General features: G+C 73.3%; 13 protein-coding genes. 8 read left to right on the top strand and 5 right to left on the bottom strand.

The window, feature by feature from the left end; all coding sequences use genetic code 11:
* Positions 1–18: 18 nt before the first annotated feature.
* Positions 19–582 (top strand): dihydrofolate reductase family protein, encoded by a 564-nt coding sequence (locus GTY84_RS23310; protein WP_161228330.1) that lies wholly within the window; start codon positions 19–21, stop codon positions 580–582.
* A gap of 290 nt (positions 583–872) precedes the next feature.
* Here the strand turns inward: GTY84_RS23310 and GTY84_RS23305 are convergent, their stop codons facing one another.
* The 3 genes from GTY84_RS23305 to GTY84_RS23295 all read right to left on the bottom strand — a co-directional run bounded on the left by GTY84_RS23305 (position 873) and on the right by GTY84_RS23295 (position 4,049).
* A complete protein-coding gene (locus tag GTY84_RS23305; protein WP_161228329.1) occupies positions 873–1,649 on the bottom strand; it encodes an ABC transporter permease subunit in 777 nt (258 codons plus the stop codon).
* Complete coding sequence (locus GTY84_RS23300; protein WP_161228328.1) at positions 1,639–2,553, bottom strand: ABC transporter ATP-binding protein; 915 nt, start codon at positions 2,551–2,553, stop codon at positions 1,639–1,641. Before GTY84_RS23300 ends, GTY84_RS23305 begins: the two co-directional genes overlap by 11 nt.
* Before the next feature lie 1,016 nt (positions 2,554–3,569).
* On the bottom strand, positions 3,570–4,049 hold the full coding sequence (locus tag GTY84_RS23295) for a hypothetical protein (protein ID WP_161228327.1): 480 nt from the start codon (positions 4,047–4,049) through the stop codon (positions 3,570–3,572).
* A 517-nt stretch (positions 4,050–4,566) separates the two neighbouring features.
* On the opposite strand from GTY84_RS23295, the gene GTY84_RS23290 reads away from it, so the two are divergent.
* The 7 genes from GTY84_RS23290 (at position 4,567) to GTY84_RS23260 (ending at position 11,468) form a co-directional block, all read left to right on the top strand.
* Positions 4,567–5,484, top strand: coding sequence for a ribokinase (locus GTY84_RS23290; RefSeq protein WP_161228326.1), 918 nt, complete (start codon positions 4,567–4,569; stop codon positions 5,482–5,484).
* Positions 5,481–6,518 carry an ABC transporter permease gene (locus GTY84_RS23285; protein WP_161228325.1) on the top strand — a complete coding sequence of 346 codons (1,038 nt, stop codon included), beginning with the start codon at positions 5,481–5,483 and terminating at the stop codon, positions 6,516–6,518. Before GTY84_RS23290 ends, GTY84_RS23285 begins: the two co-directional genes overlap by 4 nt.
* A 128-nt stretch (positions 6,519–6,646) precedes the next feature.
* Positions 6,647–7,675 (top strand): substrate-binding domain-containing protein, encoded by a 1,029-nt coding sequence (locus GTY84_RS23280; RefSeq protein ID WP_161228324.1) that lies wholly within the window; start codon positions 6,647–6,649, stop codon positions 7,673–7,675.
* Positions 7,675–9,243 carry a sugar ABC transporter ATP-binding protein gene (locus tag GTY84_RS23275; RefSeq protein WP_161228323.1) on the top strand — a complete coding sequence of 523 codons (1,569 nt, stop codon included), beginning with the start codon at positions 7,675–7,677 and terminating at the stop codon, positions 9,241–9,243. The genes GTY84_RS23280 and GTY84_RS23275 overlap by 1 nt, the downstream gene beginning before the upstream one ends.
* A 68-nt stretch (positions 9,244–9,311) precedes the next feature.
* Positions 9,312–9,767 (top strand): D-ribose pyranase, encoded by a 456-nt coding sequence (gene rbsD / locus GTY84_RS23270; protein ID WP_161228322.1) that lies wholly within the window; start codon positions 9,312–9,314, stop codon positions 9,765–9,767.
* A gap of 122 nt (positions 9,768–9,889) precedes the next feature.
* Positions 9,890–10,603 (top strand): deoxyribose-phosphate aldolase, encoded by a 714-nt coding sequence (gene deoC, locus GTY84_RS23265; protein ID WP_161228321.1) that lies wholly within the window; start codon positions 9,890–9,892, stop codon positions 10,601–10,603.
* Between the two features lie 106 nt (positions 10,604–10,709).
* On the top strand, positions 10,710–11,468 hold the full coding sequence (locus GTY84_RS23260; RefSeq protein ID WP_161228320.1) for a GntR family transcriptional regulator: 759 nt from the start codon (positions 10,710–10,712) through the stop codon (positions 11,466–11,468).
* Here the strand turns inward: GTY84_RS23260 and GTY84_RS23255 are convergent.
* Together GTY84_RS23255 and GTY84_RS23250 are read right to left on the bottom strand one after the other, a co-directional pair.
* Complete coding sequence (locus tag GTY84_RS23255; protein WP_345943505.1) at positions 11,374–12,183, bottom strand: hypothetical protein; 810 nt, start codon at positions 12,181–12,183, stop codon at positions 11,374–11,376. The two genes, GTY84_RS23260 and GTY84_RS23255, sit on opposite strands and share 95 nt — an antisense overlap.
* A 200-nt stretch (positions 12,184–12,383) precedes the next feature.
* Entirely contained in the window at positions 12,384–14,159 is a 1,776-nt protein-coding gene (locus GTY84_RS23250; RefSeq protein ID WP_161228319.1) for a phosphatidylglycerol lysyltransferase domain-containing protein, read from the bottom strand.
* Positions 14,160–14,179: the final 20 nt, after the last annotated feature.

Raw genomic sequence — 14,179 nt, 5'->3', positions numbered from 1 at the left:
TACCGAGGAGGGCTTGCGATGCGCGGCGTGACGTATTCGATGGGCGTCTCACTGGACGGCTACGTCGTCGGGCCGGACGGCGGCTTCGACTGGGCGCCGCCCGACGAGGAGGTCTTCCGCCTCGCCACGGACGAGGTGCGCGAGGCCGGCGTCCACCTGCTGGGACGACGGCTGTACGAGACGATGCTGTACTGGGAGACCACCGACCAGGATCCCTCGCTCGACTTCTCGACCCGCGGTTTCGCCGCGCTCTGGAGGGCGCTCCCCAAGGTGGTGTTCTCCACCACGCTGTCGGCGGTGCGGGGCAACGCCCGCCTGGCCTCCGGCGGACTGGCGGAGGAGATCGGGCGCCTGCGGGCCGAGCCGGGGGACGGCGACATCGCGATCGGCGGGGCGACCCTCGCCGCTGCGGCCGCCGAGCTGGATCTGATCGACGAGTACCGGGCCAGGATCCACCCGGTGCTGGTCGGGGGCGGCATTCCGTTCTTCCCCCGGCACCGGCGCCGGGTGGATCTCGAACTGGTCGAGTCGCGCACCCTCGGTTCACGGGTCGTCCGGCTCCGCTACCGCGTGCGGCGTTAGCGGCCGGCTCCGCCGAGCCCCGGGCGCACGGGCGGTCAGTGGCGCCTCCTGTGCGCGATACCTCGGGGGGCGCCGTAGGGCAGGCACCGGAGGCTGTCCGGTGCGCGGCGTCCCGTGCACCCGGCCGGGCTCCGGCCGTCCTTCCGCCCAGCCGGGGCCCGGGACGACGCGGGCGGTTCCGCCCCCGCCGCCACGGGTCGCCCGCGAGAACCGGTCCGCCGCACGGGCGACACCGCGCCGCGCCCCCTTCCGGGGAAGCGCGGCGCGGTGCGAGCGGTACGTACGTGCGGTCAGACGTTCAGGTCGCGGCTGCGGAAGCGGGCGAGACCGATGCCGAGGAGCACGGCGGGGGCCGCCACCAGGACGAGCATCCCGGGGGAGAACCCCTCACGGAGCGGGTTGCCGCCCAGGTAGTAGTGGAAGGCGGACAGGTACTTCAGCGGCTCCAGCGACTCGGACTGGCTCGCCAGCGCGTTCACCACGAACGCGAAGGCGCCGTAGCCCGCCGTTACGCCGAGGGTGAGCGTGCGGCGGCCGGTGACGGCACCGGTGGAGAACGCCACGGACGCGAAGGTGATCACGAGCAGGGCGAGCCCGATCACGGTGACCAGCAGGTTGCCGAATCCGACGCCCATGTCCAGGGCCGAGTCGAGGACGGCGAGTTCGGCCAGGAGGATCAGCGCGAACCCGGCGACGGCGAGGCAGGTCGCGGCGAACCGCTGCATCAGCAGTCGGCCGCGCTCGACGGGCTGGGCGAGGTAGAGGTCGAGCAGCCCGGTCTCCTCCTCCCCCGCGACGGCCCTGGCCCCGCTGATGGTGACGAAGACGAGGAGCAGCAGCGGCGCGATCATGCCGAGGACGGTGGCCCGCAGGAAGCCGGGTCCGGTGGCCAGGTCGTCGAAGGACAGGGCCTTCTGGAGCCCGCCGGCGTCATCGGTGACCTTGTCCGGGTCGAAGCTCGACGTGTACATCAGCGTGACCAGCGCCAGCCCCACGGCCCAGAAGACCAGGCCGCGGCGCTGGTCCCGGAGCGCCTTTCCGAAGACCGCGAACGATTCAGCGGGCACCGTGCATCTCCTCCTCGGGGTCCTGCGCGTAGGCGTGCAGGAAGATCTCTTCCAGGTCGGGCTCCGCGCACACGAGGCTCACCACGGTGTGCTGGGCGGCCGTCTTGACGAGGGCGTCGGCCGACCCGTCGAGCGTGCAGGTGAGTGAGTTGGCGCGGACCCTGACGTCGCGCACCCCGGGCAGGACGGAGAAGTGGCGCGGGTCGACGGGGTCGGCGAACCGGATCTCCACCCGGCGGCGGGCCTGTTCGAGCAGGGAGTCGACGTCCGAGACGGAGACGAGCCTGCCGCGGCGGATGATGGCGACCCGGTCGCCGACGTGCTGGACCTCGGACAGGATGTGCGAGGACATCAGGACCGTCTGGCCGTTGTGCTTGGCCTCGCGGACCATGGACAGGAACTCCTGCTGGACCAGCGGGTCCAGACCGGTCGTCGGCTCGTCGAGGATGAGCAGATCGGGCCGGTGCATGAAGGCCTGGATGATGCCGACCTTCTGCTTGTTGCCCTTGGACAGGCTGTGCACGGGGCGGGTGAGGTCGACGTTCAGCCGCTCGGCGAGGGAGGGAATCGCGGCCGGGTCCACCCCGCCGCGGACCTTGGCCAGGAACCTCAGGAGCTCCAGGCCGCTGCCGCGTCCCGCGAGCGGGAGTTCGCCGGGCAGGTAGCCGACGCGGCGGCGCAGCTCGCTGCCGCCCTCGCGCGGGCTCCTGCCGAAGAGCTCGATCCGGCCCCCGCTGGGGCGGATGAGGTCGAGCAGCAGTCGGATGGTCGTCGTCTTGCCCGCGCCGTTGGGGCCGAGATAGCCGAACACTTCCCCCTGCTCGATGCTGAGTGAGAGGCCGTCCAGCGCTTTGTGCTTGCCGTAGGACTTACTCAGGTCCTCGGCCAGCGCCACAGGGGTCATGCTGCATCCGCTCCTTCATTTCTTGTTCCCAGCGACTCCGCGCGAGGGGCGTTTCCCTTGCCGGCCCCTCGTGGAAGCCGTCCATCTCCCGCAGGGACCGGCTCCGCCCCGGCGGGCCGTCCGCCGACGGAACCGGTCCTTCGGCGGTCACCCGGCGGAACTCCCCGGACCGGGTGGGCCTGGTCGGGCCACGGGGACCCAGCCGGTACCGGCCGCCCCGCTCCGCGGCAGCGACCGACCCGCCCGCCGGGCACCGGGGCCGCAGCTCGGCACCCCCCGGTCCGCCGCGGCGGGTCCGGAGCCGCCGGGGAGCGCCCCGGCGGTCCGCCCGGGCGTCCGCTCTGCCGGACCGCGGACCGGCGGCCGGCCGACGGCGCGTCCGGACACGCGGACCGGGCCCCGCGGTTCCCGCCATCCGGCCTCCACCTCCTTTGGTTTGTTCAGAATACACTGAACACACTGCACGTACGAGCCGTTCTAAGGTTACTGCGCAGGTGAAACCTTTCGGGACCGGGCGCGACCACCCACCGGGGCACGGAATGACGGTCGGAACGACCGCCGGTGCGGCACGAGTGGGCGGCGGGCCGGGCCCTGGCCCCGCACGACCGGACGCCTGAGCCCGCGAGACCCACCGGGGCCGCCGGACGCACACCGGACGGGAGATGCCGGGACCGGGGCGACCCGGGGCAGCGGCGGGGCCGGGGGCCTCGATGTCGGCGACCCCGGACGCGACGCCCCCGCCGGACGCACCGCCGCCGGGGTGGCGGGGCCGAATCGTCAGGGTCAGTGGACCCGACCGGGGGACGGCCCGCGCGGGCGACGGGGCCGGGGTCGAGGGGCGTTCGCGACGACAGCCGCCCCCACCCGCGCGGACGCCCTGTGCCGGCACCCGCTCCGCCCGGGCCGCCGAACGGGCACGCCAACGGGGAGGCCACGGCACGGGCGGAGGCCCGGCCGGACACCGCTTCCGCGGCAGCACCGGGCGGCACCGGGAACGCCGGGCGGCCCCGGAACCGTCAGGCGACCCTGGGGACCGGCGGCGACTCGTGGGCCGGGAGCGGCAGATCACGCACCGGCCGCCCGTACACGGGGAGCAGATGAGCGGCGTCGGCCAGGTCCGCGAGCACCTGGGTGACACCGGCGCGCCGGAGGCCTCCGGCGATCGTCAGCAGTTCCCGCCAGGACCCGGCGCCGGTCCCGCCCACGAGGACCGGGCGGGTGACGCCCCCGGTGGCCACCAGTTCACCGAGGCCCGAGAGCTGTCGCGCGACGGTGGCGGGATCGTCGCCGCAGAGGAGGAGCAGTGCCTCGGCCTCGTCGCGGCACTCCAGTTCGGCCGCCGCGCGGTCGAGGGTGACCCCCGTGCCGAGGTTGACGGCGCGGACGCCCCGGCAGCCCAGGCGCATGGCCATCAGGAAGCTGTCGACCGGGGACACCGAGTCCCCGAGCGCACCGACGACGACCGTGCGCGCGCCAGGGCCATGTCCCCGCTCCACCACCGTCTCCCCTCGGCCACCGGGACGCGGGCGGCCGCCGCCCACTCCATTCCGGTTCCGGATACACCCAACCTAGGAACGGGTCGAAAAGCGTGTCAACGAAAGGCGTTCGATCGGCTTGTTCTCACGCGTGGACCCCGGCCGGCGGCCCCGCGCACACCTGGGGCGACGCGCCCGGCGCGGAGAGCGGCGCCCCGTCCCCCGGGAGGCCCGGCCCCGCCGGAAAGGGCCCCGGGCCGTCCGGACCCGTGCGGCACCCGGTCCCAACCGGCTTCCGGAACGCCTCCGCATCATCCCCCGCGGGCGCTCCGCGGGGGCCGGCGGCCGCGGTTCGCGGAGGTGCCGAACGGGCGGCGACGCGGGGGCCGTACGGGGGGACGGAGGCGTGTACGCACCATCCGGGCGCACTTCGGTGGGATGTCTGAAAACTGACGTTCACCGGAACCATTGACTATGGACATCCCTATACCTACGATCTGCCTTGTCCATGGTTGTCCATACACAAAGCGGTGTGCCGATGAAGATCGTGGTTGTCGGAAGTTACGGAGCCGGGCTGACCATGCGGGTCCCCAAGGCTCCCGCGGCCGGCGAGACCCTCTCGGGTGGGGTGTTCGACTCGGGCGCCGGCGGCAAGGGCAGCAACCAGGCCATCGGTGCCGCCCGGCTGGGTGCCGAGGTCTCCCTGCTCACCGCGGTGGGCGACGACGAGTTCGGCCGCGCGGCGCACGAACTGTGGCGGCGCGAGGGCGTCGGCGCCGAGCACGTGGTCACCGCGAAGGCCCCCACCATGGTCGGATTCATCCTGGTCGAGCCGTCCGGCGAGAACCGCATCGCCATCGCGCCCGGCGCCCTGGACGAGCTGGACGCCGCCGCCGTCGAGGCGTTCCGCGCCGAGATCGCCTCCGCCGACGTCCTCGTCGTCTCCATGGAGATCCCGGAGGAGGCCGTGCTGGCCGCCCTCCGGGTGGGCCGGGAGAGCGGCACCCCGACCCTCCTCAACCCGGCGCCGGCCCGGCCGCTGCCCGAGGAGAGCTGGTCCCTCATCGACGTCCTCACCCCGAACCAGACCGAGGCCCCCGTCCTCCTGGGCCTCGCCGAGGACCACGGACTCGGTGACGAGGAGCTGGCCCGGGCGCTCCAGGAGCGCACCGGAGGTGTCGTCGTCATCACCCGCGGCGGGGAGGGCGCCCTGGTCGCCCGGTCCAGCGGCACCTCCCCGGTGCCCGCGCGTCCGGCGCGGGCCGTCGTCGACACCACCGGCGCCGGCGACTCCTTCACCGCCGCCTTCGCCGTCGCTCTGGCCGAGGGCCAACCCGTCGAACGGGCCGTCGAGTTCGCCGCCGCCGCCGGTGCCCACACCGTGTCGATCGCGGGCGTCGTCCCCGCCCTGCCCACCAGAGCCCAGCTGAACGCCTTGATTGGAAACGCCTCGTGACCTCGACCGCCACCAAGCCGCCCGTCCCCGCGGCACCGTCGCCCGACACTCCGGCCCAGCGGCTCCCGCTCGCCCTGCGCAGGCTGCTGCACGCGCGGGAGGCCGGTGTGTTCGCCGCCCTCGTGCTGCTCTTCCTGCTGGGCACCGTGCTCTCGCCGACGTTCGCCCAGTCCGACAACCTGCTCTCGGTGGGCCAGCAGATCGCGCAGATCGGCATCATGGCCGTCGGGGCCACCTTCGTCATCCTCAACGGCGAGATCGACCTCTCCGTCGGCTCCACCTACGCGCTGTCCGCGATCTCCACCGGCATGCTGATCTCCGACGGCTGGAGCTGGCCGGCGGCGATGGCGGTGGGCCTGCTGGTGGGTGTCCTCGCCGGACTCTTCAACGGCCTGGCCGTGGTCCTGCTGGGGGTGCCGTCGTTCATCGTCACCCTGGGCACGCTCAGCGTCTTCCGCGGTGTCGCCCTGCTCATCTCCGACGGCGCCCCGATCTCGCTCAGCTCCTCGCAGCCCGGGGTCGCGGAGTTCAACCTCCTCGGCCAGGGGCGGCTGTTCGGGCTGATCCCCATGCAGTTCGTCTTCTTCGCCGCCGTCGCCGCCATCGGTGTCGTCCTGCTCGCCCGCTCCCGCTTCGGTTTCAACACCTACGCGGTCGGCGGCAACCAGGAGGCCGCCCGGCTGGTCGGTGTCAACGTCAAGCGGGTCAAGCTCACCGCGTTCGTCCTCTCCGGCTTCACCGCGGGCCTCGCCGGTGTCCTCGGCCTCTCCTTCCTCTCCTACGTGCAGGGCGTGACCGGCCAGGGTCTCGAACTGACCGTCATCTCCGCCGTCATCATCGGCGGTGCCGCCCTCTTCGGCGGATCGGGCACCATGTGGGGCACCGTCATCGGTGTCGCCTTCATCGGACTGCTCCAGAACATCCTCAACATCAAGGGCATCTCGTCCTTCTGGCAGACCGTCGTCACCGGTCTCGTGATCGTCGCCGCCGTCGCGGCCGACACCTGGCAGCGCAAGCGCAAGACGCGCGCCTGACCCCCGGTCCCCACCCGGCACCGTCCCTCCCCGCGGCCCGCGCACACCCCCCGCACGGGCACCCGCCGCCCTTCGCGGCACCCCTCCCCCGCACCCTCCCCGTCCCACGGACCCACGCAGGAGCAACGATGTCCCCGCGCACCCTCCTCAGAACCCTCACCGCCGCCACGGCCGCCGCCACGGCCCTCGCCCTCACCGGCTGCGGCGCCATCACCAGCGACGACGCCACCAGCGGTTCGGACGACGGCGGCTTCAAGCTCGCCCCGTACATCCAGAAGCGGGTCGACGACGACAAGCCGCTGCGCATCAAGCTCAGCTACCACGACCCGTCCCTCGCCTTCGCCACCCCGATCGGCGCCGGCATGAAGAAGGCGGGCAAGGAGTTCGGCGCGGAGGTCTCGCTGATCGGCCCCACGGGCGGTGACGCGGCCAAGCAGGTCTCCGAGATCCAGACGCTCATCCAGCAGAAGGCCGTGGACGGCCTCGCCGTCTCCTCCGCCTCCAGCGACGCCCTCAAGCCGGTGATCGGCCAGGCGTACAAGGCGGGCATCCCGATCATCTCCTTCAACACCGACAACCCCGACTCGCAGCAGATGGGCTTCGTCGGCCAGGACCTCAAGGGCTCCGGCAAGTCCCAGGCCGAGCAGCTCCGCAAGGGTCTGAAGGGCAACGTCAACGGCAAGTCCGTCGTCGTGTTCTCCGTCGACACCGGAGCCGGCTGGTCCCACGACCGCTTCAACGGCTTCAAGGAGGGCATGGAGGGCAGCGGGCTGAAGATCGTCGGCCCGGTCAACGTCGGCAACGAGCCCAGCAGCGCCTACAACACCGTCGAGTCGACCATGTCCGGCCAGTCCAACGTGGCCGCCGTCGCCGGACTGGACTGCTGCTCCACCACGGCCGCCGCCAAGTGGGTGGCCCAGTCCGGCAAGGCCGACTCCATCACCATGGGCGGCTTCGACCTGCTCACCCAGACCGCCGAGTACATCAAGCGCGGCGTCCTGGACTTCAGCATCAGCCAGAACCCGTCCGAGCAGGGCTACCAGGCCGTCAAGGTGCTGCACGACTTCGTCACCAAGGGCACCGAGATCACCGGCGTGGACACGGGGGCGCAGTTCATCACCCGTGACAACCTCGCCGACGCCACCGTGGAGGACTGATGACCCTCGCCCCCCGCGACGCCTCCCCCGGGGGCCCGGACCGCACCGCGGTCCCGGCCGCCGGCGGGCCGGCCGTCCAGATCCGCGGGCTCTCCCGCAACTTCGGCCCGGTACGCGCCCTGCGCGATGTCTCCTTCGACGTCCCGGCGGGCGAGATCACGGCCCTTCTCGGCGAGAACGGCGCCGGGAAGTCCACCCTGCTGAAGATCCTCGCCGGTCTCCAGCCGCCCAGCGAGGGAGGTGTGACCGTCTTCGGCGAGGAGGTCACCTCCTTCGAACCGGCCGCCATGCTCGGCCGGCACGGCGTGGCGATCGTCCCCCAGGAACTGTCGCTGCTGCCCGACCGCACGGTGGCCGAGAACGTGCTCAGCGGCGTCGAGCCGGGCAACCGCCTGTTCCCCTCCCGGCGCCGGATGCTGGAGCGCACGGCCGAGCTGCTCGCCGAACTCGACCTGGATCTGGACCCGAACGCCTCCGTCCGCACGCTGGACCTGGCCACCCAGCAGCTCATCGTGGTGGCCCGGTCCATCGCCCGGGGCTGCCGCGTCCTCATCCTGGACGAGCCGACGGCGATGCTCACCCCCGCCGAGGCCGACCGGCTGTTCACCCTCATGGACCGGCTCAAGGCGGCCGGCACGACCATGCTGTACGTCTCGCACCGCATGCCCGAGGTGTTCCGGCTGGCCGACCACATCCAGGTGCTGCGGGACGGCGGCCACGTCGCCTCCTGGCGCAGCGCGGACACCACCCCCGACCAGGCGGTCGCCGCCATGGTCGGCCGGGAGCTGGGCGGCTTCACCCGCCGGGCCGGGAACAGCGCCGCACCGGCCGCCGAACCGGCCCTGAAGGTCAGGGAGCTGAGCGGCAGGCGGCACCGGGGCGTCTCCTTCGACCTGCGGCCCGGCGAGATCCTCGGCGTCGCCGGACTGCCCGACTCCGGCCGGGTCGAGCTGCTGCACAACCTGTTCGGCGGCTCCCCCGGCTCCGGCGGCACCGTGGAACTGCTCGGCGCGCCCTACGAGCGGCGCAACCCGATCGCCAGCGTCGAGCGCCGGCTGGCGTTCGTGCCCGGTGAGCGCCGCGCCCAGGGCCTGCTGACCACCATGAGCGTCGGCGAGAACATCGGCGCCCTGACCACGCGGACGTTCAGCCGGCTCGGCCTCGTCCGGCGCCGTGCCTTCGACGCGGCGGCCACCGAACAGGCCGAGCGGCTGCGGGTCAAGACGGCCACCATGACGCAGCCCATCACCAGTCTGTCCGGCGGCAACCAGCAGAAGGCGATGCTGGGGCGCTGGCTGGCCATCGACCCCGGGGTGCTGATCCTCGACGAGCCCACCCGCGGTGTGGACATCGGCGCCAAGGCCGAGATCTACGCCCAGCTCTCCGCGCTGGCGGACCGGGGCCTGGCGATCCTCTGCTCCTCGTCCGACCTGCCCGAGCTGCTCACCCTCACCGACCGCATCGCGGTCATGAGCGAGGGCCGCCTGGTGGCCGTCGTCGACACCGCCGACGCCACCGAGGAGTCCGTGATGACCCTCGCGACGGGGGCGACCCCGGCCGCGGCCTGACCGCGCCGCCGGGTCACCCACCGCCGCACCGCACGGCCCCGACGAACCATCCGAAAGGAATCCCCACCATGAAACGCTCCGGCATCCTCAACGCCGAACTGAGCGGCGTCCTGGGCACCCTGGGCCACACCGACCTGCTGCTCGTGGTCGACGCGGGCTTCCCCGTCCCGCGCGACGCGCACCGCATCGACCTGGCCCTCGCCGAGAACCTCCCCGACCTGCGCACCGTCCTCGGCCTGATCGCCGACGAACTGGTCGTCGAGGGCGTCGTCCGCGCCGAGGACGTCCCGAGCCACAACCCGCGACTCGACTCCTGGCTCCAGGAGCGCTTCGCCGGCGCCGAGTTCACCACCCGCCCGCACGCGGAGGTCCTCGGCGAGCTGGCCCGGGAGGCCAAGGCCGTCGTGCGCACCGGGGCGTTCGAGCCCTGGGGCAACATCGGCCTCTACTGCGGCGTGGACGCCCCCCGGTGGTTCGGCGGCGAGGGCGTCGTCGTTCCGGAGCAGTACGCCGACAAGGTCTGAGCCGTCCCGGCCCGCACGACGGCGCCGGCGGTTGCCATCCACTCGCGGCGGCACCTCAAGGAGAACCCCGGGCGGCCGATCCGCCCGGCTCCTGCCGCCATCCACCCAAGGGAGATCACCCCGTGTCCGAAACCACCGTCAACCGCGCCGAACTGGCCCTGTCACCGGCCGAGCTGGCGCCCTTCATCCAGCACACCAAGATCGAGGCCGACGCGACCCTCGACGAGATGGTCGCCCACGCCCGGGAGGCCGTCACCCACGGCTTCAACGCGGCGATGGTCCCCGCCTCGTGGCTCCCGGTCGTCGTCGCCGAACTGCGCGGCACCGGCGTCGAGGTGGCCTCGGCGCTGGACTTCCCGACCGTCGGCGTCATGACCAGCGCCGGCAAGGCCGCCGAGGCCGCCGAGATAGCCCGGCTGGGCGCCGACCAGCTGGACATGGGCGTGCAGGTGGGCTGGCTCAAGAGCGGCCGCTACGACGACTTCCGCGAGGACATCGCGGGCGTCGTGCGCGCTTCCGGCCTGCCCGTCAAGGTCATGCTGGAACTGCCGCTGCTGACCGACGCGGAGAAGGAGGCCGCCGTCGAACTCGCCATGGAGGCGGGCGCGGCGTTCCTCAAGAACGCGAGCAGCGGCCAGATCGAGACTGCGAATCCGGCCAGCGTTGGTTACCTTGTTGACCGGGCGCGGGAAGGTGTCCGGGTCAAGGCGTCCGGTTCGATCAAGACCTACCGTCAGGGCCTGGATCTCCTGCGGGCGGGCGCCTCCCTGCTGGGGACCAGCGCCGGACTGGCGATCATCACCGACACCGGTGACGAGGCCACCGTCAGCTACTGACGGGCACCACCGCCGTGCCCCGGCCGCCGAGCGCGGCCGGGGCACGGCACCCACGCCGGGGCGACACCCGTCCTCCGGTGCGAGCGGCGAAGGAGATGCGACCACCGTGACGGCCGACAAGGGCGGACTCCCCGGTATCAAGCGGGACGTCCCCACGGCGATCCACGTCCAGATCTCGGAGCACATCCGGCTGCGGATCGCGGGCGGCGAGTGGCCCGCGCACTACCGCCTCAAGAGCGAGCCCGAACTCGCCCAGGAGTTCGGCGTCAGCCGGGGCACCCTGCGCCGCGCCCTGACCACCCTCATCGAGGAGGGACTGCTCCGCCAGGTCAGGGGCCGCGGCACCTTCGTCACCTCCACCACCATCGAACCCGCCATCGCCCAGAAACTCTCCACCCTCTCCGAGGACTTCGCCAGTCAGGGCGTCGTCACCACCACCACCGTCGACGACTGCTCCCTCATCCTCCCGCCCCGCCCCGTCGCCGCCCTCCTCGACGTCACCCCCGCCACCCGCGTCCTGCGCCTGGCCCGCGTCCGCCGCACCGACCAGGGACCCGTCGCCCTCCTCTTCAACTTCGTCCGCACCGACCTCGCCCCCGGCATCGAACGCACCGACTTCACCACCGCCAGCCTCTTCGGCACCCTTGAGGGCACCTACGGCCTCAAGATCGCCACCGCCCGCCGCACCTTCAGCGCCGAAGCCGCCACCCCCGACGTCGCCCACGCCCTCGACCTCCCCGAACACGCCCCCGTCCAGTACCTCCAGCAGGTCACCTACCTCGCCGACGACCGCCCCGTCGAATACTCCGACGTCTGGATCCACAGCGGACGGCTCCGCGTGACCTCGCTGCTGCTGCGGCGGTGAGCCGGGCGGTCCGGCGCGGACGGGGGCCCGCCGCGCCGGACCCTTCGCCGCCTCCGCCGCGCCTCCGCCCCCGCAGGGCCGGGAGCGCGCAGAGCGCGGCCGCCGCGGCGACGGCCACCAGGTGCTCCTTGCCCGCGAGGTTCGGCTTCAGCACCGCCTCGACCACCATCAGCACCACGACCAGGGTCCCCGTGAACCAGGCGCGGAAGCGGCAGCAGAGCACCAGCGCCAGGCCGACGACCGCGCTGGACGGCCCGGTGTCGACGACCCCGGCGTCGGCGGCGGGGAGGCCGAGCGGCCCGCCCGGTCCCGTCGCCACCCCGATCCGGGCGTACAGGGTCCCGGCGAGGGTGCAGACGTAGGCGACGAGCAGCGTCCGCCGCACCCTCAGGGTGACCTCCGCGATCCCCAGGACCACGAACACCTGGGCCAGGGCCCCCCACACCGGCAGGTCCGCGGCCGGCACGAACAGGGAGAGCGGGGTGCGCGCGAGCGCGAGCCACCACGGGTCGCCCGCCCGGACGAAGCCGAGGTCCGCCACCAGCCCGTGGCCCCAGGAGTGGCTCCGCCGCTGGGCGGCCTGGAGCAGGACGATCAGGCAGAGCGAGACGAGGGTCAGCGGGATCGCCCGCGGCCCCCGTCCGGCGAGGCCGGTCCGCACGGCCGTCCACACCGGACCCCACTCCCGGCGCGCGAAGCCCGCCGCCGCCTCCACCGCGCGGCGCGCGGGCCCGCCGCCCTCCCCGGCGGCCCGGTGGGACCCGGTGGGCGCGGGCCGCGCGGCCCCCTCGTCCGGCCCGCCGTCCCGCGGGGGACGACAGCCCGTCACCCGGTCTCCCCCGCCGCGCCGTCCCGGGCGCACGCCCCCGGGCCCCGGGGGCGCCGTGCCGGGCCGACGGTCCCGCGGCCGGGGGCTCACGGCTCGGGCACCGTGCTCCGCGCGCGTCGCCCGCCGAGCCGTTCCGGCAGGGCGGGGAGCGCGAGGAAACCCTCGGCACGGGCGCCGGCGACGGTGATGCGGAGCAGGTCGGCGCTCCTCTCGAAGAGCAGGTAGCGCGGTTCCCACACCGGCCGGTACTTGGCGTTGGCCCGGTACAGCGACTCGATCTGCCACCACCGGGAGAAGAAGCCGAGCAGTGAGCGCCACAGGCGCAGCACCGGGCCCGCTCCCAGCCGGGAGCCGCGCTCGAAGACGGAGCGGAACATGGCGAAGTTCAGCGAGATCCGCCGGATGCCGAGTTCCCCGGCATGCTCGGTCAGCTTCAGCACCATGAACTCGAAGAGGCCGTTCTCGGAGCGGCGGTCCCGGCGCATCAGGTCCAGGGAGAGCCCGTCACGGCCCCAGGGAACGAAGCTGAGCAACCCGCGCGGGCGCTCCCCGTCGTAGCAGACCACCATCACGCAGCGGCCGTCCCCGGGGTCCCCGAGGCGGCCCAGCGCCATCGAGAAGCCGCGTTCCGTCTCGCCGTCGCGCCAGTCGTCCGCGAGCCGGACCAGCGCGGCCATCTCCTCCGGCGGGATGTCCTCGTGCCGGCGGACCCGGACGGTGAACCCCGCCCGGCCGATGCGGTGGTACGCCTGGCGCACCCCGCGCATGGCGCGGCCCTTCAGGGTGAAGTCGTCGAGGTCGACGACGGCCTCGTCCCCGAGTTCCAGGGCGTCCAGTCCGTGCCGGGCGTAGACCGTGCCGCCCTCCTCGCCGGCGCCGATCACCGCCGGGGTCCACCCGTGTTCCCGGGCCTGGGCGAGCCAGCGGCCGATCGCGCCGGGCCACGCCTCCGGATCGCCGATCGGATCACCGGACGCCAGGGACACACCACCGGTCACCCGGTAGGCGACGGCGGACTTGCCGGTGGGGGACCAGACGACGCTCTTGTCGGACCGCAGCGCGAAGTACCCGAGGGAATCGCGCTCCCCGTGCCGCTCCAGCAGGGCGCGCAGCCGCCGCCGGTCCTCGTCCGTCATGGCGTCGACCGGGCGCCGGGAGCGGAACGCCGCGTACAGGACCAGCAGGACCAGGGCGGTGCTCATGACGTTGATCAGGACGTTGATCCCCACGGGTGTGCCGATGTCCCCGTAGTGGACGTCGTCGTAGGCGAGGGAGAGCATCCGGAGGACGCCGTAGTGCCACTGCTGGAAGAAGGTGGCCCGCCAGGCGTCCGGGTCGGTGTTGGAGGCGGAGACCAGCGCGGCGGCGGTCAGGGAGCAGACCGCGAACCCGGCCGCCGCGACGGTGGCCGCCAGCCTCGGGTTGGCCCGGTCGCCCCTGGCGCGGAACTCGCGGCGTCCCGCGACCAGGCAGGCGACGAAGAGCGCGGTGACGACGGCGGAGACCCAGTTCTGCCCGTGCCGCCGGTACACCGGCAGCCCGAGGGCCACGACGCCCAGGGCGAGCAGCAGGGAGGCGAGGACCAGGTTCAGCAGCCACGCCGCGCGTTTGCGGCGCCGCATGGTGACGGCCAGCAGGAGCGAGACGGAGCCGGAGAAGAAGCCCGCGGTCAGCAGGTAGGGGGTGAAGAACTCGTCGTCGTTGTGGCGCCGGATGTCGTTGCCGAAGGAGACCCACACCCCGGCGAGGAGGTTGACGAACGCCACCGCGCGCAGGTACCAGACGGCCCCCAGGTAGCAGCGCCGCGACCGGCTTCCCCGGTCCCGTCCCGCCCGCCGCCCGTCCGGCCGCTCACGCTCCATGGACGTGACGATAGGAGCCC

This window comes from Streptomyces sp. SID8352, assembly GCF_009862265.1.
GTDB lineage: Bacteria > Actinomycetota > Actinomycetes > Streptomycetales > Streptomycetaceae > Streptomyces.
This window is presented reverse-complemented; position numbering and strand designations above follow the sequence as displayed.

Coding starts and splice junctions, on each gene's coding strand:
- GTY84_RS23310 (WP_161228330.1), top strand. CDS start 19: ATGCGCGGCGTGACGTATTCGATGGGCGTCTCACTGGACGGCTACGTC.
- GTY84_RS23300 (WP_161228328.1), bottom strand. CDS start 2,553: ATGACCCCTGTGGCGCTGGCCGAGGACCTGAGTAAGTCCTACGGCAAG.
- GTY84_RS23290 (WP_161228326.1), top strand. CDS start 4,567: ATGAAGATCGTGGTTGTCGGAAGTTACGGAGCCGGGCTGACCATGCGG.
- GTY84_RS23280 (WP_161228324.1), top strand. CDS start 6,647: ATGTCCCCGCGCACCCTCCTCAGAACCCTCACCGCCGCCACGGCCGCC.
- GTY84_RS23275 (WP_161228323.1), top strand. CDS start 7,675: ATGACCCTCGCCCCCCGCGACGCCTCCCCCGGGGGCCCGGACCGCACC.
- rbsD (WP_161228322.1), top strand. CDS start 9,312: ATGAAACGCTCCGGCATCCTCAACGCCGAACTGAGCGGCGTCCTGGGC.
- GTY84_RS23250 (WP_161228319.1), bottom strand. CDS start 14,159: ATGGAGCGTGAGCGGCCGGACGGGCGGCGGGCGGGACGGGACCGGGGA.